Genomic DNA, 21,050 nt, shown 5'->3' with positions numbered 1-21,050 from the left:
ATGCCCAAGTCATTTGTCATTTTTTGGATTTCTACCGCGGTTGCTTCAATAGGCAGCTTTTTTACGCTGGTAGCGATTCCCTGGTTGACACTGGAGCTGACTGACAGTGCCTTGGCATTAAGTAGTGTCATGGCCTGTATTTCTTTACCTCACAGTGTATTTATTTTATTCGGAGGTACCTTATCGGATATCTACAGGCCAATACGGGTTCTGTTATTTTCCAGGATTCTTTTTTTATTAACGTTGAGCTGTCTGTGCGCACTTATCTTTAGTGGTTTACTGGTGTTCTGGCATTTATACCCAATTGCACTGCTATTGGGCTGTTCCGGATCATTGGCGGTCACTTCGGCGCAGTCAATCCCTCCTTTTCTCGTTCCTGAAAGCAAGCTTCAGGTTTGTAATGGAATTCTTATGGGGACAAACCAGGCGTCTCAGGTAGTTGGTCCTGTTCTGGCAGCCTGGCTGATCTATTTTGCACAGAAAAACTGGAGTCATGGTGCGGAAAATGCGGTTGCACTCTCTGTCGGGTTTGCATTGCTGGTGGATCTCGCTGGGATTGTCTTGTCGATAGCGTTAATCGTCACGCTGCGCTTCGAAGCAAGGGGCGGGGAACAATCGGATAACTTTCTGAAATCATTTAAGCGCGGTTTGAGCTGGTGCGTTAAGGATCGGGCAATGTGTATTGTGCTCTGCTACATCGCTCTCGCGTCGCTGTTGATTCACGGACCGCTGGCAGTCGTACTTCCTTTGATAGCCAAGGCGAAGTTCTCTAGTAGCGTCACCGATTTCGGGCAGTTGTATTCGTGTTTAGGTGTCGGTGCCTTAATCGGCTCTCTCATTGCGATCAAAGTCAAGATCCCGGCTCATTTATTGAGCATTGCCGTCATTGTCGGAGATCTTGTTTCAGGAAGTATGTTGTTCGGTGTCGCTCATGTTCAGACACTAATCGGTGCTTCTTTTTATATTTTGTTTATTGGACTCTCACTGGGGGTTATATCTGTGTCGGGTATTACCTGGTTCCAGAAACGCACACCCAGTGAATATATGGGGCGGATTATGAGTCTTCTGCTGTTTGCAGTTTTTGGATTGACTCCTTTATCTGCTGCCTTGTCCGGGATGTTTATTGAGGCTTATTCGACACAATACCTATTGCAATGGTCGGGGATGCTATTAATCGTTGTTGCTCTGGCGGGGTTGTGTATACCCGGGTTTCGGCGTGTGGGTGCTTTGCCTGCGCAAACCATTTAATTGAAAGGAGAATAATATGAAAAAAAATGTATTTTTTATATTCGCTATGCTGGCTTTCTCGGCCGGGGCGAATGCAGAGCGTGTGGAAGGTTTTCCTTCAGAGGGGAATTACTACAATTTTCCATTTATTTATGATGATTTGAATATTCCGCTCGGTGAAATAAAAGCGCTCGCTCGCCACCCTGTATTTGATGGATATATTGGAATCGCTAACAGCTATTCAGAGGATGCGTATATCGGATTTCCGGTTACGGCGGTGACTGAAATTGGAGAGTTTGAAGCGAAGGCTCTCAAGGCATATCTGGATAACCCATCTGATAGCCAGTTGAGTAAGATTTTAGCTATATATTGTTTGAATAAATCGATACTAAAAGAACCGGAAAGCGGTGATTCATTAAAATATGCGATATATGCGCAATATTTCCTGGAACGTACGATTAACCTGGGTGCATCTCCGCAGGCGTGGGTGGAATTCGCTTATAAAAGGGTTGATCAGGCGCTCCATAAGCACAGTATTTCGGAACCGGTATATCAGCAAGAACTGCCTTCCCACAATGGTTTTACTAACGCGTTCAATTACCAGGAAGGCCAGCGTATCCAGGTTGTTGATAACCTGCTTGCGGACTATAGCCGTCACCCGGGAAATGCGCTTACCAGTGCCTATCTGACCGCCGCCAATATCTGGGTCGGAGGTGAAGCCGGCTTCTCGGATCCATCGATTCTGTACAGCTTCGTATTGAGTAGCTATTTCTCCGTTCGCAGCGTAGCGATGTCGGAGACACTTGAGAAGCTTTGGCTGCAGGATCCAGACAACTACGACAGAGTACGATTGGCGCCGATTCTGGGTGGTTGGACAGTACCTGCCAGACGTTGGCTGGCATTGTTACACGGTGATTCCGCCGCAGTTGAAACGCTCGATAGAGAGCATGATCAGTGGTTCGAGCATTATCCAGCGTTCCACGCTGCGAGCATCGGGCTTATGTACTTCAATGAGCCTGAACATTTGATGCAGGGGTGGAATGCGTGGTGGACTGGATTTGGTCACTGCATTGAGGTTCCTACGATCCGATCCTGTCTGGACCGGCCACGCTTTTCATTTAATAACCTGTCCTACTTCCTCGGTGCGGTCGATTACATGATCAAGCTTGGCGAGCTTGATATGGCCGCACAATTTCTCACCTTCAACCAGAACCCGGCCTTTGGCTGGAGTAGTTGGGACTACGGGCGCGCGGCCTGGGACTATCGTCAGGCAAATCTCCAACAGATCTTCGCTTTATACCAAAACGATGATCCCAGCGATGACCCGACCAACTTTTTGCTGAAGAAACATCAATGGGGCCCCGATACGATTACCTGCCAGTACTGCCACCAGGCCCAATCCCGGGTGTGGCCGGAAGAAGAGATCAATACGGTATACCTGCCTGACGAAAGTGTCGCCACCCTGTATGAGTGGCCGGAGATTACCACCAGCTGGTTTGGGGCGTCAGAAGCAGATGCCGGCAACTGTTCAGAAATTGCCAGCTGGTCTGAGCAGACAGTTTATAACGCAGATATGACGGTGGTCTGGGAAGGCGCGAAGTACACCGCGAAGTGGTGGAACATCAATCAAAAGCCTGGCAGCCCAAGCTTCTGGGATGTTTGGACTTTTGACAGTGCCTGTTACTCCGGTATTCACTAAACGCGGGATTGTAAAAAATGAAGATTTCTAAAGTAAGCAATATCGCGGCCGCACTGATTGTTGCCGGTTTGAGCTCAGTGGTAGCCGCTGTGCCAGCGATACCGACGGATGACCTTTGGCTTCAGTTTCCAGATGAACATCTGACCGAAATGTCGGCCTACGAGACTCAGCTTCCGGATACGGCCTGGAACTTTATTCCTCGGCGTGAGAGAGAGCTACTGATCAGCTATCTGGAAAATCCAGATAGCGTAAGCATAGCCAGGGCGAATGCACTGTTACATATTCAGAAGTCCAATCTATATACGGCTGATCCGGGGTTATCCGGTGAGGCGCTGGTGGATAGCCTGGACCACTCTATTTACGCGCTGTATTTCCTTTCCAGGAGTCGGTCACTGGGTGCAGAGGATATTTGGATACGGGAAGCGCGAGATCGTATACAGCACCAGTTGGATACATGGTTGCCGTCTTCCTCGGTGATTGATACTGAGGAAGGCCGAGACGCACACGGCAGTTTTTTTGAGGCGTTTAACTACAAAGAGAGTGATCGTTACAAGTCCGAACGGTTGCTGACTCTGGATGTACTGGCGAAGCCGGATAACATCACTTCAAACCTGTATCTTGCCGCGATTAACCAGTGGATAGGTGGAGAGTCTGACTACCATGACCCTGGTACGCTCTATGCTTTTCTGAAAGCGAGCTATTTTGCCAAGCGTACAACTCTGATGGCGCAGCAACATGAGGCCAACTGGGAAGCCAATCCTCAGAGTACCTCATTGTATCGTCTGGCACCTGCCGTGGGTGGCTTCAGTGTGCCGACCCGTCGCTGGATAGCGAAGTTCCACGGGGATATGGACGCGGTAGCTTCACTGGATCGTGAAGTTGGTGAATGGTTTGCGATGTATCCGCAGTTTTACCTCTTCCCGGCGAGTATCTTCGCCTTTAACGAGCCGGAGAACTTCGAACGCGGTTATCAATATTTTCTGGATGGGCAGGCTGCCTGCTTCGAAAATAATAATATTTTCTGTGAGGATCATCCGAGAGCAACGTATAACATCATTTCGTTTGCCACTCTTGGCTTTGACTACATGATAAAGGCCGGGGACCTGGATAGTGCAATGGGTTATCTGACCTATAAATACGTTCCATTTTTTAACTATGAAAAATGGAATATGGGTCACGATATGTGGCGCCATCGCGAAGATAATGCCAGCGATATTTACGCGCTGTACAATGACGGCGATGTAGATAACGACCCCGTCAATGGTTTTCTGAAGCGGCATAAATGGGGACCTGAAACGTCGACCTGTCAGCTTTGTCACCAGGTACAAGGGGCAAGTTGGACTGATGCTGAGAAAGCAGAGGTCAAGAGTCTTCCTCACGATCAACTTTATGTTGAGCACTGGCCGGATTTCCAGGTTGACTGGCAAGGTCGTATGCAGGCGCCCCTGGTTAGTTGCACGGAGAATGCAGACTGGTCAGGCGAGCAAACTTATAAGAAGGACAGTGAAGTCGTCCTTGAAAACTTGCTGTATCGCGCAAAATGGTGGACGCAAGAAAAGCCGCAGGCGGAACCTGAGCAATGGGATGAATGGAGCTTGATCGGACGATGTGAATAACCCGGCAACGCTTGCGCCGTTTGTTGATAAATCTATTCGCTGAAAGAAGGAAAATGGGGACAGTCATGTTCCTGTTTTCCTTTTGCGGATCGTGGCGAATTATTATTTGGTGCCTGTAGGCGCTATTTTGGTAAAAAATGACTGATTGGTTGTTGACCCCTAAACCCAACCCCGATTCTTCCGTTCGCCTGGTGTGTCTACCTTATGCAGGTGGGACGGCGGCAACTTATATTCGCTGGGCTGATCGGTTACCGGCTGACGTCGAGTTGATCGCTGTGCAGCCACCTGGTCGCTCCAGTCATATCCATGTTCCGCCATGCCAGAACATGAACCAGATGGTAAGAGGTATTCACAAGGCTCTTCAGCCTTACCTGGATGGAAAACCGTTTTCGATTTTGGGGCACAGTCTTGGCGCCAGAGTGGCGTTCGAACTGGTGAAGCGTCTGCAACGTAGTGGCGAGGCTCTGCCCCGGCGACTGTATGTCTCGGCGAGTCGGGCGCCGCATCTGGCTACTCTGCGAAATCCCACCAGTACACTCCCGGATGAAATGTTCCTGGAAAAAATGCGGCAGATGGGAGGTATGCCCGAGTCGATCCTGGCGGATCCTGAGCAGGTTGCACTATACCTGCCCTCTCTCAGAGCGGACTTCAGGATTGTGGATACGTATCGAACCAGAGTTACTCAGGTGCCTGTGCCTATTCACTGCATATACAGTCGTGAAGATGAGCACATTGACCCGGATGATGCATTGGCATGGGCTGCCTACTCCGGAAAGGGCTTCGCGAGCCAGGAAGTAGCCGGCGGGCATTTTTATATCAATGACCGTTCAGATTTCTGGGACGGATTCGCAAGTACCCTGGATCGCCATAATTGAGAGATTCAGGCCTTGCCGTGTGCACTCTCTGACTAGCTTGCACGCGCCTTCCAGAAGTATTCGCGGGAAAAAGAAACCGCGCCTAATGGCGCGGTTTCGAGGAAAGTAGGATGGGGCTCGCTTACATGGTGAAGTAAGTAGCTGCGCCCGGCCCCACTGGCAGGCCGGCGACGAATACCCACAGGAAGAAGAGCGCAGTCCAGCCGATAAAGAAGAAGATCGAATAAGGGATCATGGTCGCAATCAGTGTGCCGATTCCCAGGTCTTTCTTGTAGCGGGTGGCGAAGGAAACGATCAGACCGAAATAGCTCATCATCGGGGTGATGATATTGGTCACCGAGTCGCCAATCCGGTAGGCGGCCTGGATGACTTCCGGTGCGTAGCCCAGCAGCATCAGCATCGGCACGAAAATCGGTGCGGTTACCGCCCACTGTGCGGAGGCACTGCCCAGGCTCAGGTTGACCACCCCGCACATCAGGATAAAGAAGAAAAACAGCAGCGGTCCGGTAAGGCCGATACTCTGCAATGCTTCCGCTCCCAGTACCGCGAAAATGGTGCCCAGGTTGGTCATTTTGAAGAAGGCTACGAACTGCGCTGCAAAGAACACCAGTACGATATACATACCCATAGTGCTCATGCTTTTGGACATGGCATCGATCACGTCGCGGTCGTTGTTCATGGTGCCCACGACCTTGCCGTAGACAAAGCCCGGTACCGCGAAGAACACCACAATCAGGGCAACGATGCCTTTCAGGAAGGGGGAGCCGGCCACTTCGCCGGTAGCCTGGTTTCTCAGGACACCCCACTCAGGCACGATGGTAAGTGCCAGCAAACTGCACACACCAAGTACTGCCAGGCCTGCGAATCTCAGGCCGCGTTTCTCGGTTTCGGTCAGAGTGGTCATCTTGTCCTGGGACAGGTCTACAGAGGCTTCGCTGCTGTCGTATTTACCCAGTTTCGGTTCAACGATGGCGAGGGTCACCCAGCTGCCCACGATGGTGATCAGGAAGGTACTGACGATCATAAAGAACCAGTTCACTTCCGGGCCGACCACATAATTGGGGTCGATCATATGGGCGGCGGATTCGGTGATACCGGAGAGCAGCGGGTCTACGGTGCCGAGAAACAGATTCGCGCTGTAGCCGCCGGATACCCCGGCGAAGGCCGCAGCGAGGCCCGCCAGCGGATGGCGGCCGAGGGAGTGGAAGATCATCGCGGCCATGGGGATCAGTACCACATAGCCGAGTTCCGAGGCAGTATTGGAGATGATGCCGGCGAACACGACGATAACGGTGACCGTGCGCTTGGAGGCCTGCAACACCATGCCGCGCACGGCGGCGCTCAACAGACCGGAGTGCTCGGCAATGCCCACGCCCAGCAGCGCCACCAGTACTGTACCGAGGGGGGCAAAGCTGGTGAAGTTGGTCACCAGAGTGGTGACGACGGTTCGGAGCCCCTCGCCGGAGAGCAGGTTGACCACGTGAATAACGCCATCCGCGGAGCGCCCGGCGGCGCCTTCCGGGCGTGGATCGACGACAGAAAGGCCGAAGTAGGAGGCAATACCACTCAGGATCACTACACCCACGGCGAACATCGCGAACAGGGTGATTGGGTGAGGGAGCAGGTTACCCAGCCACTCGACCGTGTCGAGGAAGCGGGTGAAGTTGGTTTTTTTGCCGTTGGTGGCGGTGGCTAGTTCGCTCTGTGCGGACGTCGTCATCGTCTTCCCCATATTGTTCTAATACGATCGAAAAGTGATCAGCGGCGCGGGATCATACAGGAAAAATACAGCATCCGCTCCCGTACCGGCAGCCGCAACGTTGACGGAGTAATTCAGGGGCTTCGACCGGGTTGATAAACGAGAATAGATGGTGTGTCGTAGTCAGGTCCGCCTGTGGCGGCATTTTTGGCGGGAGAATAGCGTATGCAGTGCTGGCGTCCAGACAGGCGCCAGCTGTGGAGTAGAGCTTAGAACTTGTAGCCAAGCCCTACGGAGTACACCCAGGGGTCGATGTCGACATCGGTTGTAATGCGTACCCAGTTGTTGTCGCGGTCGCGGAAATCAACTCGCGCATCGGTGTCGATGTCCAGGTACCACACCGCGGCATTGAACAGCCAGCTGCTGTCGCGCCCGAACGCGATATCTACACCGAGCTCACCAGCGAGCCCCCAGGAGTCGTCCAGCCTCAACCCGGCATTACTGACTGCGCCGAGCACGTCTTCGAAATAGCCTTGCGCGACCCGGTCGATATCCTCATCCATAAAGGTGGTGAAGTTCACCCCGAAACCCACGTAGGGTTGCACCCAGGACTCCTTGCACACCGGGAACCATTGCACGGTTAGGGTCGGCGGCAAATGCTCGATGCTGCCCAAAGGTACCTTGCCCAGGGGCAGCGCACCGATTGGATCGACGGGGTCGGGCAGGCCACTGATGTCCAGATCGTGCTCGAAGGGGGTGGCCAACAGCAGGCCGAGTCCGAAGTGATCCGCAAACAGCCAGGTACCGGTAAAGGTCGCGGCATCGCCGTCATCCACGTAGACGCGGGTTCCCGGGAGATCTACGGCGTCATCGATCAGCAGCCAGTCGGAATCGTCGTCCGGCTGCACGGTGCCCCAGCCGATGCGGACGATAAAATCGCCCTGCTCATAGTCGGCCAGGCATTGGCTGGCACCCAGAGAGGTGGCGAGTAATATGGTAACCAGGCTGAACACTTTCATGTGAGATCGCTCCTTGAACTACGGAAAGGGTCAAATGCAATGCTTTCAGTCTAGATGTGTAGAGACGGACGAAATCTTTTTGCGTTTGTTTGCATGACACAAATAGGAAGAAAGCTGTGCCATAATTAATGTGATCACAAATTAACGGTATCGAGAGATCGGTGGTACGAATAATGAAGATTGGTGTACTCAAAACAGATGATGTACGGGCGGAGTTGGTAGGGGAATTCGGCGAATATCCGGAGATGTTTGCTGATTTGCTGCGCCGGGAGGATCCATCGCTGGAATTTGAAACCTATGAAGTTCAGCTGGGCCTGTATCCACAGGACATTGATGAAGTCGATGCCTATCTGATTACCGGCAGTAAATCAGGTGTCTATGACGATAAGCCCTGGATCCCACCGCTGATGGCCTTTGTACAGGAACTGCACAAGCGCAAGAAGCCCACACTGGGAATATGCTTCGGTCACCAATTGATTGCCCATGCTCTGGGTGGTGAAACCCGGAAGTCCGAGAAAGGCTGGGGCGTGGGGGTTCACAGCTACGAAATCCAGGAGACTCCGGCGTGGATGGGGGAGCCCCAAGGCTCGTTCAGATTGCTGGTCAGTCACCAGGACCAGGTAGTAATGCCGGCGCCGGGGACGCAGGTCATTGCGTCGAGCGATTTCTGCCCCTATGCGCTGCTGCAGGTTGGTGAGCATATGCTTACCATGCAGGCGCACCCGGAATTTACCAAGCCCTATTCAAAAGGCCTGATGGAACTGCGTCAGGAAGTCTTTGGCGCTGATATGGTCGAGAAGGGCAAAGAATCGCTACAGAATGATATCCACACCAGCGCGGTGGCGCGCTGGATGCTGGCTTTTCTCAAGAGTGCTTCGTAGCCGGCCAGGTATTCAAATTGTGCCCGATGGTGAGGCCGCCCCCAGGCGGGCCCTCGCTTTCATCATCTGGGGCTGGGAAGTACTCACTTCCACTTGATGTTACAACCGATGGAGGGCGTTTGTTCTTCCGTCGGTTTTGCTCCCGCCAGCACGGCTTCCACAGCGGCTCGTAAATCCTTACCGTTGATCGGTGCATTGTTTCCGGGACGGCTGTCGTCAAACTGGCCGCGATAGGCGAGCTTTCCGTCCTTATCAAACAGAAAAAAGTCCGGTGTGCACGCCGCATCATAGGTTTTGGCGACAGACTGATCCTCATCGACCAGGTAAGCGAAGCGATAACCCCTTGCCGTGATTTCTTCCAGCATCCGCTCCGGGCTGTCTTCCGGATAGCTGGCAAAGTCGTTGCTGTTGATGGCGACCACTCCGAGGCCGGCAGGCATATAGTGCTCGGCAAACTCTGCCAAAGCCGCGGCGATGTGTTTTACAAATGGGCAGTGATTACAGATAAACATGACCAGCACCGGGGAGCCCGCGTAATCGTCACTGCTGACCCGGGTCCCGGACGGGTCGGGGAGGTTGAAGTTGGGAATGGGGGTGCCGAGCGGAATCATGTTCGAGGGTGTTAGGGCCATTCCTGAGCTCCTTGGTTCTTTGGAATTCCAAACAGATTTTTATACTGGTTGCGCAGCAAAGCTAGTTGAAGATTTGCAGATAGTTTTTGTTGTCGTAATAGTGAAACTCTTCCAGCGCACTGTAGGTGAGCTTGATAACGTGGTCGTCATCACTGTTCAGGGCGCGAGTTAACATCTCGGCCTGCCGCTGTGGGTTGTCGGGAATCGCGTCCGGTGTCGCCGGTTGAATTGCTTTTGGCCCGGTACTCAAATAAGCAATCACCATACCCTGCCAGAAAAAGCGCAGCGCAGTTTCTTTATCTGCACAGTACGGCAACAGTAGCCGCAGCGCATGGCAACCGGTCACACCGTGCAGAAGGGTAAAATCCTTTGTTCCCAGATACGCGTTGAGTGCAACACGGGCAATATCTTCCAGGCTCAGGTGTTTTGGTTGAATCGGGGTATCCATCCAGCCGGGTTGGCCGGTGACAGACGTCATGTGGTCGGCGATATTGCCCGGTGCCAACGGTACGTCGGGAAACTTTTGCGCAACCTGTGTGATGACATCTTCCGCGGTTTCCGATATTTGCGCGTTGCTGCTTGCCAGAGGGTGGTACTCCAGGTTCCAGTACGCCAAACCCATGGCAATCTCTTCCAGATGGCCGGCATCAATACCATAGGCGGTGCGAATTAAGCCGTGAAATGCGGCCGTCGCAATGGATGGCAGCAGTGCTGGCAATTCCTGTTGTAGGCAGTGATCGATACCGTGTTGCTTCAGCTGTTGCTCGTAATAGTGCAGTGCGCTTGGGAAGTAGTCGTCACGGTGGCGGCAAACACGGATATCGGTAATGTCTTCAACCGGGCTGCCGGGGCGCAGCTGCAGGTGTGGCGTGGAGCGGTCAAAAGCGTGCCTGAGCTGCTCAGGGCTCGCCTCCAGCTTGTCGAGGGCAATCAGCACCATGGGCAGGTGGTTGGCGAGGCGGTCACCGTAATGCACATGGTAACGGTTCCCGGCCTCCAGTAGTTGCGCACAATCCCGGGTTATGCTCATTTGGCCTCCGTTTGTCGCCGTACGAAGCTATTCTGCTCGCACTTTATCTCCCAAGTGTATGCTCATGGGCTTATCGATGCCAAAAGCCGGCGCCAGGTTCACGCCAAAGTAAATCTCGCCGTCGTTTTCGTTGCGACGGTATTGGGCAAGTGTGCGCAGCGGTTCTTTTTGTGCGCGACCGGTAAAAGGATGCAGGCTTGGAATGGCGCAGCGCGCGCAGAGGTGTGTGCACTCCAGTTCCAGAGGGCCGTCACTGGTGAAAATGGTCAGCGTTTTCCACTGGTCTTCGGCGAAAGGTTCGCAGCCGCTGATGACCAGGTTGGGCCGGAAACGCAGCATGGATACGGGATCCTGCAGGCGACTGTTCAGGTCGTCGAGCGAGGCCTGGCTGATCACCAGCAGCGGCGCCGCATCGGCAAAGCCTACCTGCAATTCGGACCGTGGGGCCTGCAGGGGACGCTGGAACTCGTCACCCATCGCCACCAGCCGCACAGGTGACTGAAGCTGCTCGCTGAGCCAACTGGCGGCCTCATCGCCAGCATCGCGTGCGGTAACCTTGTCGTCCCATACGCGCACGGATCTGCGTGAGGCTTCTGCACCGGGCTGGCCAACCTGGATAGAGGTACCTTCGGGATTTTCCAGTTTCAATCCAGCGGTCGTGACCGTCGCCTTGAGCTGGGCCATGGCGCGCAGGCGACGCTGGCTGAGGAACTGGTTATTCTCATCCACCAGCATCCAGCGGCGATCATGCACCGCCCCAAATTTATCCATCGCAAGTGATTTGCACTTGTGCCCCTGCAGGGATTTTACCGGGAAGTGATAGAGCGCAGAGATTTGCACGGCCTGCTCCAGATACAGAAAAAGAGTCGCGCTAGGGTAATGCTTACCGCTAAAACAAAAAAGACCCGGAAGGTGCACCAGCTACCAAGGTATGAAGTGCCTGCCCTGGCCAACAAAACTGTTTTTGCAGGCCTGTGCACCGTCTTGATGCGGACCTTAATGCAAGTGGAATTGTGACATTTGCATAGCCATACGCTGAAGGAATCCGTTACGACTTTAGTAGATGTCGTGGGGAAACCCGTTGTCAGAGAGGCTGTTGGTGTTACTCTGTGGCTCATTTTCAGGACTTGGTCCAGCCAGCCATACGGCGAGATTCAGGCTGGTCAGGCGGCATATAAATTGCTTGGGGATATGGACAGGACGTTAAAGAGAGGGCGCTCATGCTGGAAGTAAAGCGAATCGACGGGATCGAAGTTGGCAATACCCTCGGTGCAAGTGTGCTGTGGAACTCCAAAGAACACAGTGTCTGGTGGACCGATATCGAAGCGTGCAAGCTGTACCGACTGAGTTGGCCGGAGCGCGAACTGGAAGTTTTCACGACACCTGAACGGCTGTGTGCTTTTGCGTTTACCGATCGGGACGACTGCATTGTGGCGGCTTTCGAAACCGGCTTCGCCCTGTTCGATTACCGCCAGGGAAAAGTTCTGTGGCGACACACATTGTTGGAGAAAGGATCTGGGCTTCGCTTCAATGATGGCAAGGTCGACCGCCAGGGGCGTTTCTGGGTTGGCACTATGGTGGTGGGTGGCGCAGAAGACCCAGCGGGGACGCTCTACTGTCTTGAACCCAATGGCATTGTCAGCGAGCATGCCAGGGATATCTTTGTTTCCAACGGGTGTTGCTGGGACTTGAATTCCAGTCACTTTTATTTTGCTGACTCCAAACGTCGTACTATCTATCGCTATAAGTTCGATGCACGCCGCGGAGATATCAGTCATCGTGAAGTTTTTGCGCGGACCATGATAGGTCGCTATCCGGATGGTGCCACGGTAGATAGCGAAGGCCATCTCTGGTCAGCCCAGTGGGGTGGCGCCCGTATCCAGCGCTATTCGCCAGATGGCCACCTGGCTGGCGCGATTCCGGTGCCGGTCAGTCAGCCCACCAGTGTCACATTTGGTGGGCCGGAGATGAATCTGATGTTTGTGACTTCGGCGAAGCAAGGACTCAACGAGTGGAATCTGGCGCGCGAGTGGCAGGCGGGGAGCCTGTTCGTGTTCGAAACGCCTTTTAAGGGGGCGCTCGGGTTCCGCTTCAGCACCACGCAACTGCTGGAAAAATCGGGTAGTGCGGAACCCGCCTGATCAAACCCCTGGCTTTACCCCCAAAAAAAGCAAACCGGGTAACCCGGTTTGCTTTTTGCTTGAAGGGGGTATTTTGCCTAATCACCAGTGCCGGTTGAATCCGATCCTGGCTTCAAAGGCATCCAGCTCATCGGAATCTCCGAGATCAGTGGTGTAGTCGATAATACCGAATACACTCGTCATATTGTCCCAATCCACCGTTAACCCGATACCGGTTTCGATAGAAGCCTGCCCGCGCTTTGTATAGATGGGGGTGATATTGAACATGACCTTGTCGGTAGCGTCGTCTTCATACCAGATATTGGCTTTGAAATAGGGGCGCCAGAGCCTGTCGCCGCGCAATATATCCGCAATAAAGCGGCCGCCAATGCGTGCGGTCAAGGCGTTGACGCTATCGAATTTCAGGTTCGAAAACTGGTCGCGAGCCCGGTCCATACGCTGATGTTGCCAGATCAGTTGGGCCTGGGGCTCCAGGTTCCAGGTGCCATCCAGGGGGATGTTAATTCCGCCCTCCATGGACGCGCTGAACTCCCTGCCATTGATATCGGATCGATACCCGCGGTATGAGCGAGTCTCGCTGTCGAATGCGGAATATAAAAGTACCGTGTCGAAGTAAGCCCCTCCAGGCCAGTGGTGAGTCCAATATCCACCCAGGTTATAGTTTTTCAAGTCGAGACGACCTGTCTGCATATTTTCCACTGCCAGGGCAAAGCCATTCACATCACCGGTGGCGCCGCCGCGCCCGACCATTACGCCGAAAATATCCCGCTCGCTGTTGGGGTGCCCCCAGTCGTAGATCGGTACGCCGACCTGGAACCCCCAGATGTCACCACTAAAGTTCGGATTTACGGTCCCGCTGAGATTTTGATTCAGGTGATTGCCGAATGCTCGTACCCAGATTGCATCGGTTGCCGCACTGCGACGGGACCAGGACTGCTCGCCCTCGCGCTCGTGGAAGGTGCCCAGAGTGGCCAGGCCCAGGGCGCGGCTGATTGATGGCGCAGAAACATGTACGGAAACTTCCGGCCGGTAAAGTGGAATTACGTCACGACCTGAAGAGGTTCCCCCTCCGGAACTGGAGCCGCTGCTGGAGGTGCCTCCGCTAGAGCTACTACTGGATGATGAACCGCTGCCGCCAGAACTGCTGGATGAACCTGAGCTGGAAGAACTACTTGAGGTGCTGCCTCCAGAGCTGGAAGAACTACTGCTGCCGCCGGAGCTGGAAGAGCTACCGGAACTACTGCTGCCTCCGGAGCTTGAGGAGCTACTGGAAGAACTGCTTGAGCTACTACTTGAACTACTGCTGACAATGCTCGAGCGCAGATACCAGTTGTCTTCAGTGCCCGCCGATACACCGCCACGGAACAGAAAATACTCGTAGGGGCCGGCGGCTACCACGTTGCCCTGGCTGAATGATCGTGCGGTACTGAATCCGTCAATATCCTCGTCTACCAGAATCCCGTCACCGGTAGTCAGGGCGCCGGGGCCGCCGACGTTGTTGACGATTATCGTGGTACCACCCAATTCGATGCCATCGGCAATAAGCCGATCGGATGGGGCGCCATCACCGGCCAGATAGGTATCCAGTAGCAGAGTACCGCCATTACCACTGTATGTGCCGATGATGGTTAGAGTGTCAGTTGTGGATACTCCGTCCATCATATTGATGGTGCCCGAATTAATTACAGCAACTACACCCGCGCCGCCCTCCGGCTGAATCACATACTGGCCATTGGTTGCATTGATCTGGCTGGTGCTGTCGATCCGCAGCGTTCCAATGATGGTTTCGCTATCGCCCAGTACCAGATCCCCCCCCATATTGAGCACTGACCCGTTGGTAAGGCTGAAATCCTCCCAGTTGATGATGCGGTCGGGGCGACTGCCGGTTACGCCATCCCACAACAGGAAGTCATCACCAAGGCCACCGTTAATTTCAATGGTGCGCAACTCGGTATCGGTAAGGCCGACGAACGTCGCGGTATCGTCGTCTTCCTGCATATTGATGCCGCCGACCAGTCCGCCGCTCCACAGCAGGTCGTCGGCTCCGCTACCCGCGTTCAGGAAGCCGGAAATTTGCCCATCGAGAATGGTTGCGCTGTCCAGCCCGCTTTCCTGATTGATTGAGCCGTTAACGGTTCCGCCTCCCATCAGGAAATTGTCATTACCGCCACCTTGCATCACCTGCGCGTTGATGGTTGCACCGGCACGGTTGGTGACCTGGTCGTTGCCGGTATCCAGGGTGAAAGTGCCCTGAATCGTACCGTAGTTGTCCACCGTGGTATCGGTAGAGCCGGTAACCTGGATCCGCTGGTTAATAAAAGCGCCGGTCTGGTTGAGAATATCCATAGTGCCGTTGCCGGATACGACAACGCCGGGATTGAGGTTGCTTTCGTTAACCAGTGCGTTGTTACCATCGCCGGTGAACGATAGGTTGGCGTCAATGTTGCCGCCCAACAGGTTGGTCACGGTGTGGTCGCCGTCGCCGATAAAGGAAATACCACTGTTGATATTGCCTGAATTGGTGAAATCGACGGTGGTGTTGTCTTGCAGCGTCGCGCTTTGCATATTGCCCTTGTTGTCGACGCTGACGGTACCGGAGTCAGAGATGGAAAATCCGCCATTGAAACTGGTGTTTTGCTGAACATCGACCGTAATCTCGCCAAGATTGCCGGTACTGAAACCGCCGTCCACGGCACCATTGCAGGTCACCGTATCACCGGAAGCAGGTGGGTCTGGCTGGCAATCAGCGTAGGAAATTGGCGCTTGAAAACTGGCAGTGAGTGCAATACACACTGATGCTAATCGCCTGATTACGCTGCCGCGGCTTATTTTATTTCTGCAATCCATTGCACGCTCTCGTTTATCCATTGTCATTAGCGCCGGGCTGCCCTTATGGGATGTGGGAGAAGTGGCGCTAGCGGTTACCAAAAGTTGACCCGGACAGTCTAGGCAAGTCTCGCGAGGATTAAGTTGAGCAGCGTGACAAGCTTAAAGATCAGGTGTCAAAAAAGTAAAACCAGGCGACGGTAGTGGTGGGCGATGTCAGATGTTCACGGCCGTGCAATCTGTGAATGGGGGTGTGTGGCAATATCCACTTGTGGCGTGATAGCCTCCTATTGATCGCGGACTATCGAGCGGTTTTATTGGCGTCTGCAGTAAATAACGGTGAGAACGTAGAATGAAAACAAATAATTGGATGCTGATGGCTTTTCTGCTTCTGCCTGGCGTAGTGCATAGTGCGCAGGATACTGCAGACAAAATTTCGGAGAGCGGGCCAGTGATTGAAGGCTTCGGTCCGGTGATGCCTGTCGAACAGACCACCCCCCTGAGCGGTAAAGAACACTTCAGGGTGGTTTTTGACGTGGCTGAGCAGGGTGAGCCGGATAAAGCCAATCGCCGGTTCGAAAGCCTGGCGCGTTTTCTGAACATGCAGGCCCGGGCGGGGGTTCCTGCGAAGCAGGTGGAGTTGGCGTTGGTCGTGCACGGCAAGGCGGGCTTTGACTTACTCAACAATACGCACTTCGAGGAAAAATACGGTCAGCAGAATCCCAACGCTCCGCTGCTGGCGCAATTACAGAAGCACAATGTCCGGGTAATCCTGTGTGGTCAGTCGGCAGGGTTTAGTGGTATTGAGCCCGTGCAATTATTGCCGGGTGTTGAAATGGCACTTTCCGCAATGACGGCACATGCGCTGTTGCAGCAGCAGGGATACACATTGAACCCGTTCTAAAATGGCCGGGCTGATATCAGTAAAGCTTAGAAATAAGCGATTTCGGTCTGCCAATTACCCTATTTTTTACGTTTAGCGCAGCAGTAGTTCATTTTCAATCGGAATAAACTTGCTGGCTGCGTTAACTAGTGAGTCCGCGGTCAGCGCGGCAACCCCATAAACCTCCACGTTTTTGCCCTTACCTATTTTCAGTTTTTCCACCAACAGGTCGAAATCACCATCGCCGGACACCAGAATGATGGTGTCGGCGTCTTCACTGTTTTCCAGGGCATCTATGGTGATCCCAACATCCCAGTCTCCTTTGGCAGAACCGTCGGAGCGCTGGATGTATGGCTTCAGTTTAACCTCGAAACCGATGGCTCTGAGAATGTTCTGGAATTCCTGCTGCTTTCTGTCGCCACGGTCGATTGCATAGGCAATGGCCTTGGAGACTTCTCTGCCTTTGGTGGCCTGGGCCCAGAATACGTTGTAGTCAAAGTTGCGATTGAACGCTTGCCTCGATGTGTAATACACATTCTGGACATCGACAAAAATCGCGACTTTGGCCGAGGTGGCTTTGGCGGAGGTGAAAGTTACTGGCATTCGAGTGTGAACCTTGGCTACGGGCGGGGCGGCGGAATAGAGCACCTGGCTACTATAGCATCCAAAGGTCCTGGTTCCGGTAGCTTATATATTTTCAGGCTTCTGGTTAGGTTGAGGGATTAAGGTCAGGTAGTATTCGCCTGTTTAGTGTTCCTATTTTTACGGCTATTTTCTGCTTCGGTTGTTTTTGGTTTTTACATGAAAAAAATATTTTCCACATTGCTGATATGTTATTCGGTTGCAGCCGGTGCCCAGCCATTTCATGTGGCTCCCGGAGTATTCGACACGGGTAAACCGGAAACTCTGGGGCTGGTTGTGGCAAAAGGTACCGGGAGTGCCACCGTGTATCGAGGACAGCAGGGAGAGAGCCAATACAACCACGGAGCCGTGCTGTTCGCCTACGATGGTACTCTCCTGGTGCAGTGGCAGAGCTCTGTCAGGGATGAAGATGCTACGGAAACCCGTGTACTGTATGCCACCAGTCGTGATGGTCTGAACTGGAGTGCGCCCAAGGTGCTGGCTGCGGCGCGTGACAATGCCGTCGTAACCAGCGGTGGCTGGTGGGCGCAGGGTAAAAAATTACATGCATTCATTAATGTATGGCCACGTAAGCTGGAGCCCCGCGGCGGCTATGCCGAAGTTATTTCCAGCGATGACGGCGAAACCTGGGGTGAGCCGGTGCGCCCGCGCTTTGCGTCCGGAGAGCCTTTAGACGGGGTTATTGAGCAGGATTTCCACGAGTATTGTGGCCGTCTGGTGACGGCTCTGCACCGCCAGCCGGGCTTGCAGGTAACCCCGGTTTTTACCGGTGACCCAGCCGGGTTAAAAGGTTGGCAACTGGGGCAGTTTGAAAATTTATCGGTTAAGAACCATGTCAGCCGGGAGCTGGAGCCGAGCAGTTACCAGCGTGAGGACGGTACCCTGGTGATGGTGTTCCGGGATCAACAGAGCAGCTTTCGGGTGCTGGCTTCGGAGAGTAAAGATTGCGGTGCATCCTGGTCCCCTGCGGAGGAAACCAATTTGCCGGATTCCCGCGCCAAGCAGAGCGCAGGTAATTTACCGGACGGCACTGCCTATATCGTCAACAACCCCAGTGGTTCCAAATCGCGGGAACCGCTTGCCATCACACTCAGTCAGGATGGACTGACTTTCGATCGCGCTTTCCTGCTGCGCGCCGGCGGCAGGCACAGTGTGGGGCCGCGGTACGAGGGATTGTATAAAAGAAGGGGGTTCAGCTACCCGAAGTCCCTGGTGTGGAGAGGCCATCTGTATGTGGCCTATGGGGAAAACAAGGAAGACATCGTCGTCACTCGTGTACCCCTCGCCAGTCTGAACGTAAATTGATTGTTTTCTATCCAACGGATTGCCGCTCGCTATAAGGCTGATACTGCCAGGCTATAGAACTTTTCTATCAGATAGTAGATATTAATAAGGCTGATAATAACGTCTAATTTCAACGTGATTGCGTGACCCTATAGGATTCTCTTGTCCGATTGATGAGACCATAAGGAACACAATCCCATGCTCAAGAAAGCCCTCCCTTTGGCGGTGGCGCTGGCGACAGCCATCTCCGTCAATGTAAACGCCGCTCCGGCGAACGAAGCCATGTCCAACCAGGACTGGTGGCCGAACCGAATCGACCTGCAACCGCTGCGTATGAACGCAGAAAAGTCCAACCCGATGGGTGAAGACTTCGACTACGCCGAAGCGTTCAGCAAGCTGGACCTGGAAGCGGTCAAGAAAGACCTCAGGGAAGTCCTCACCACTTCCCAGGACTGGTGGCCGGCTGACTACGGTCACTACGGTCCTTTCTTTGTCCGTATGGCCTGGCACAGTGCCGGTACCTACCGTGTCTACGACGGTCGTGGTGGCGCCGGTGGCGGTCAGCAGCGTTTCGAGCCGCAGAACAGCTGGCCGGACAACGTGAGCCTGGATAAAGCCCGCCGCCTGGTGTGGCCGGTAAAACAGAAGTACGGCAATGCGATTTCCTGGGCTGACCTGATGGTACTGGCTGGTAACGTATCCCTGGAATCCATGGGTTTCAAAACCTTCGGTTTCGCCGGTGGCCGTGAAGACGACTGGGAAGCAGACATTGTTTACTGGGGTTCCGAGCGTGAGTGGGTTGCCAATGACAAGCGCTTCAACGGCAAAGTGCTGGAAAAACCGCTGGCCGCCGACCACATGGGCCTGATCTACGTAAACCCGGAAGGCCCGAACGGCAACCCGGATCCGCTGGCTGCCGGTCACCGTATTCGTGACACCTTCGGCCGTATGGCGATGAGCGACGAAGAGACCGTTGCACTGATCGCCGGTGGTCACACCTTCGGTAAAGCCCACGGTGCGCACAAGCCGCAGGAATGTGTCGGCGCAGCGCCGGGCGGTGCCCCGGTCGAACAGCAGGGCTTCGGTTGGGAAAACAAGTGTGGCAAGGGCCACTCTGAAGACACCATCACTTCCGGTCTGGAAGGCGCTTGGTCTGCCAACCCGATCGCCTGGAGCTCCCAGTTCCTGGACAACCTGTTCGGTTTCGAGTGGGTGAAAACCAAGAGCCCGGCTGGCCACACCCAGTGGGAACCGAAAAACGCCGAGCAGGCGAAGTTCGTTCCGGATGCGCACGTTGAAGGCAAGCGTCACGCGCCGATGATGTTCACCACTGATCTGTCCATGCGCTTTGATCCGAAGTACAAGGAAATCGCCGAGCGTTTCCACAAGAACCCGGAAGAGTTCCAGCTGGCCTTCTCCAAGGCGTGGTTCAAGCTGACTCACCGCGACCTGGGCCCGCGCGCGCGCTACCTGGGCGACGAAGTACCGGCGGAAGTACTGAGCTGGCAGGATCCGATCCCTGAAGTGGATTTCAAACTGATCAGCGATCGCGACGTGAAAAACCTGAAAGCCAAGGTGCTGGACAGCGGCCTGAGCGTATCTGAGCTGGTGCGCACTGCATGGGCTTCTGCGTCTTCTTACCGCGGCACTGACATGCGCGGTGGTGCCAACGGTGCTCGCATCCGTCTGGCTCCGCAGAAAGACTGGGCTGTGAACAACCCGCAGGAACTGGACAAGGTTCTGGGCCAGCTGGAGAAAATCCAGCAGGAATTTAACAGCAGCGCGTGGGGTAACAAGAAAGTATCCATGGCGGATATGATCGTTCTCGGCGGTGCCGCTGCGATCGAGCAGGCTGCCCAAAAAGCCGGTTACGACGTTACCGTTCCGTTCAAGCCGGGTCGCAACGATGCCACCCAGGAAATGACCGACGTTCAGTCCTTCGGTTACCTGGAGCGTAAAGCTGACGGCTTCCGTAACTACTACAGCGAAGAAGCGCACATGATGCCGGTTGATATGCTGATCGACAGCGCCAACCTGCTGGACCTGAGCGTACCGGAAATGACAGTGCTGGTTGGTGGTATGCGTACCCTGGGTGCGAACTACGACGACTCCAAGCACGGTGTATTCACCGACAAGCCGGGCACCCTGAGCAACGACTTCTTCGTAAACCTGCTGGATATGGACACCAAGTGGTCCAAGTCCTTCAAGGAAGATGGTCTGTACGAAGGTAAAGATCGCGCGACTGGCGAAGTGAAGTGGACTGCCACCCCGGTAGACCTGATCTTCGGCTCCAACTCCGAACTGCGCGCACTTTCCGAGCTTTACGCAAGCAACGACAGCGACGAGAAGTTTGTAAACGACTTCGTCGATGCGTGGACCAAAGTGATGACTCTGGATCGTTTCGATCTGAAGTAATCCGATCCTTCACAGGATGGTTAATCGCTGCAACTAAATTGCGGCAAATAAAAAAGGGCGGCCCTCGGGTCGCCCTTTTTTGTTTTGAAAATTCTTATTCTGCCTATCGGGCGGCGGGCCCTGAAGCCGGTAATTCCATAGCAAAGTGATGATTAAGGGCTTTTTAAGGCTGCACACGCAT

Annotated in this window: 16 protein-coding genes; 9 read left to right on the top strand and 7 right to left on the bottom strand. The window is 54.1% G+C overall.

From position 1 onward, the window contains the following. The 4 genes from LC093_RS07385 to LC093_RS07370 all read left to right on the top strand — a co-directional run bounded on the left by LC093_RS07385 (window position 1) and on the right by LC093_RS07370 (window position 5,417). Window positions 1-1,248: an MFS transporter gene (locus tag LC093_RS07385; protein WP_226663728.1), complete on the top strand. Its 1,248-nt coding sequence runs from the start codon at window positions 1-3 to the stop codon at window positions 1,246-1,248. 16 nt (window positions 1,249-1,264) lie between these two features. Beyond that, window positions 1,265-2,926 carry a hypothetical protein gene (locus LC093_RS07380; protein ID WP_226663714.1) on the top strand — a complete coding sequence of 554 codons (1,662 nt, stop codon included), beginning with the start codon at window positions 1,265-1,267 and terminating at the stop codon, window positions 2,924-2,926. A gap of 17 nt (window positions 2,927-2,943) precedes the next feature. Further along, window positions 2,944-4,542: a hypothetical protein gene (locus tag LC093_RS07375; RefSeq protein WP_226663712.1), complete on the top strand. Its 1,599-nt coding sequence runs from the start codon at window positions 2,944-2,946 to the stop codon at window positions 4,540-4,542. A gap of 137 nt (window positions 4,543-4,679) precedes the next feature. Beyond that, a complete protein-coding gene (locus LC093_RS07370; protein WP_226663710.1) occupies window positions 4,680-5,417 on the top strand; it encodes a thioesterase II family protein in 738 nt (245 codons plus the stop codon). Window positions 5,418-5,538: 121 nt separating this feature from the next. Here the strand turns inward: LC093_RS07370 and LC093_RS07365 are convergent, their stop codons facing one another. Both LC093_RS07365 and LC093_RS07360 read right to left on the bottom strand, forming a co-directional pair. Then, window positions 5,539-7,137 (bottom strand): AbgT family transporter, encoded by a 1,599-nt coding sequence (locus tag LC093_RS07365; RefSeq protein WP_226663708.1) that lies wholly within the window; start codon window positions 7,135-7,137, stop codon window positions 5,539-5,541. A 248-nt stretch (window positions 7,138-7,385) separates the two neighbouring features. Then, window positions 7,386-8,135 carry an OmpW/AlkL family protein gene (locus tag LC093_RS07360; RefSeq protein ID WP_226663705.1) on the bottom strand — a complete coding sequence of 250 codons (750 nt, stop codon included), beginning with the start codon at window positions 8,133-8,135 and terminating at the stop codon, window positions 7,386-7,388. 173 nt (window positions 8,136-8,308) lie between these two features. Between LC093_RS07360 and LC093_RS07355 the strand changes: the two genes are divergently transcribed. Beyond that, window positions 8,309-9,016 carry a glutamine amidotransferase-related protein gene (locus LC093_RS07355; RefSeq protein ID WP_226663703.1) on the top strand — a complete coding sequence of 236 codons (708 nt, stop codon included), beginning with the start codon at window positions 8,309-8,311 and terminating at the stop codon, window positions 9,014-9,016. An 83-nt stretch (window positions 9,017-9,099) separates the two neighbouring features. Here the strand turns inward: LC093_RS07355 and LC093_RS07350 are convergent, their stop codons facing one another. The 3 genes from LC093_RS07350 to LC093_RS07340 form a co-directional block, all read right to left on the bottom strand. Next, window positions 9,100-9,648 (bottom strand): thioredoxin family protein, encoded by a 549-nt coding sequence (locus LC093_RS07350; RefSeq protein ID WP_226663701.1) that lies wholly within the window; start codon window positions 9,646-9,648, stop codon window positions 9,100-9,102. A 61-nt stretch (window positions 9,649-9,709) separates the two neighbouring features. After that, complete coding sequence (locus LC093_RS07345) at window positions 9,710-10,678, bottom strand: questin oxidase family protein (RefSeq protein ID WP_226663699.1); 969 nt, start codon at window positions 10,676-10,678, stop codon at window positions 9,710-9,712. A gap of 27 nt (window positions 10,679-10,705) precedes the next feature. Continuing rightward, window positions 10,706-11,518, bottom strand: coding sequence for an MOSC domain-containing protein (locus LC093_RS07340; RefSeq protein WP_226663697.1), 813 nt, complete (start codon window positions 11,516-11,518; stop codon window positions 10,706-10,708). 380 nt (window positions 11,519-11,898) lie between these two features. On the opposite strand from LC093_RS07340, the gene LC093_RS07335 reads away from it, so the two are divergent. Beyond that, on the top strand, window positions 11,899-12,819 hold the full coding sequence (locus LC093_RS07335) for an SMP-30/gluconolactonase/LRE family protein (RefSeq protein WP_226663689.1): 921 nt from the start codon (window positions 11,899-11,901) through the stop codon (window positions 12,817-12,819). An 81-nt stretch (window positions 12,820-12,900) separates the two neighbouring features. On the opposite strand, the gene LC093_RS07330 is transcribed toward LC093_RS07335, so the two are convergent. After that, window positions 12,901-15,528 carry an autotransporter outer membrane beta-barrel domain-containing protein gene (locus LC093_RS07330; RefSeq protein WP_226663688.1) on the bottom strand — a complete coding sequence of 876 codons (2,628 nt, stop codon included), beginning with the start codon at window positions 15,526-15,528 and terminating at the stop codon, window positions 12,901-12,903. Between the two features lie 469 nt (window positions 15,529-15,997). Between LC093_RS07330 and LC093_RS07325 the strand changes: the two genes are divergently transcribed. Then, window positions 15,998-16,549 carry a DsrE family protein gene (locus LC093_RS07325; RefSeq protein ID WP_226663686.1) on the top strand — a complete coding sequence of 184 codons (552 nt, stop codon included), beginning with the start codon at window positions 15,998-16,000 and terminating at the stop codon, window positions 16,547-16,549. Between the two features lie 72 nt (window positions 16,550-16,621). Here LC093_RS07325 and LC093_RS07320 read toward each other — a convergent pair whose 3' ends face one another. Beyond that, on the bottom strand, window positions 16,622-17,131 hold the full coding sequence (locus tag LC093_RS07320) for an NYN domain-containing protein (protein WP_226663684.1): 510 nt from the start codon (window positions 17,129-17,131) through the stop codon (window positions 16,622-16,624). Between the two features lie 198 nt (window positions 17,132-17,329). On the opposite strand from LC093_RS07320, the gene LC093_RS07315 reads away from it, so the two are divergent. Together LC093_RS07315 and katG are read left to right on the top strand one after the other, a co-directional pair. Further along, the gene (locus LC093_RS07315; RefSeq protein ID WP_226663682.1) at window positions 17,330-18,475 is read left to right on the top strand and encodes a sialidase family protein; all 1,146 of its coding nucleotides are present in this window, start codon (window positions 17,330-17,332) and stop codon (window positions 18,473-18,475) included. Window positions 18,476-18,652: 177 nt separating this feature from the next. Next, on the top strand, window positions 18,653-20,869 hold the full coding sequence (gene katG / locus LC093_RS07310; protein ID WP_226663680.1) for a catalase/peroxidase HPI: 2,217 nt from the start codon (window positions 18,653-18,655) through the stop codon (window positions 20,867-20,869). Window positions 20,870-21,050: the final 181 nt, after the last annotated feature.

It is taken from the genome of Microbulbifer aggregans (assembly GCF_020524005.1).
GTDB lineage: Bacteria > Pseudomonadota > Gammaproteobacteria > Pseudomonadales > Cellvibrionaceae > Microbulbifer > Microbulbifer aggregans_A.
This window is presented reverse-complemented; position numbering and strand designations above follow the sequence as displayed.

Coding starts and splice junctions, on each gene's coding strand:
- LC093_RS07385 (WP_226663728.1), top strand. CDS start 1: ATGCCCAAGTCATTTGTCATTTTTTGGATTTCTACCGCGGTTGCTTCA.
- LC093_RS07380 (WP_226663714.1), top strand. CDS start 1,265: ATGAAAAAAAATGTATTTTTTATATTCGCTATGCTGGCTTTCTCGGCC.
- LC093_RS07375 (WP_226663712.1), top strand. CDS start 2,944: ATGAAGATTTCTAAAGTAAGCAATATCGCGGCCGCACTGATTGTTGCC.
- LC093_RS07370 (WP_226663710.1), top strand. CDS start 4,680: ATGACTGATTGGTTGTTGACCCCTAAACCCAACCCCGATTCTTCCGTT.
- LC093_RS07365 (WP_226663708.1), bottom strand. CDS start 7,137: ATGACGACGTCCGCACAGAGCGAACTAGCCACCGCCACCAACGGCAAA.
- LC093_RS07360 (WP_226663705.1), bottom strand. CDS start 8,135: ATGAAAGTGTTCAGCCTGGTTACCATATTACTCGCCACCTCTCTGGGT.
- LC093_RS07355 (WP_226663703.1), top strand. CDS start 8,309: ATGAAGATTGGTGTACTCAAAACAGATGATGTACGGGCGGAGTTGGTA.
- LC093_RS07350 (WP_226663701.1), bottom strand. CDS start 9,648: ATGGCCCTAACACCCTCGAACATGATTCCGCTCGGCACCCCCATTCCC.
- LC093_RS07345 (WP_226663699.1), bottom strand. CDS start 10,678: ATGAGCATAACCCGGGATTGTGCGCAACTACTGGAGGCCGGGAACCGT.
- LC093_RS07335 (WP_226663689.1), top strand. CDS start 11,899: ATGCTGGAAGTAAAGCGAATCGACGGGATCGAAGTTGGCAATACCCTC.
- LC093_RS07325 (WP_226663686.1), top strand. CDS start 15,998: ATGAAAACAAATAATTGGATGCTGATGGCTTTTCTGCTTCTGCCTGGC.
- LC093_RS07320 (WP_226663684.1), bottom strand. CDS start 17,131: ATGCCAGTAACTTTCACCTCCGCCAAAGCCACCTCGGCCAAAGTCGCG.
- LC093_RS07315 (WP_226663682.1), top strand. CDS start 17,330: ATGAAAAAAATATTTTCCACATTGCTGATATGTTATTCGGTTGCAGCC.
- katG (WP_226663680.1), top strand. CDS start 18,653: ATGCTCAAGAAAGCCCTCCCTTTGGCGGTGGCGCTGGCGACAGCCATC.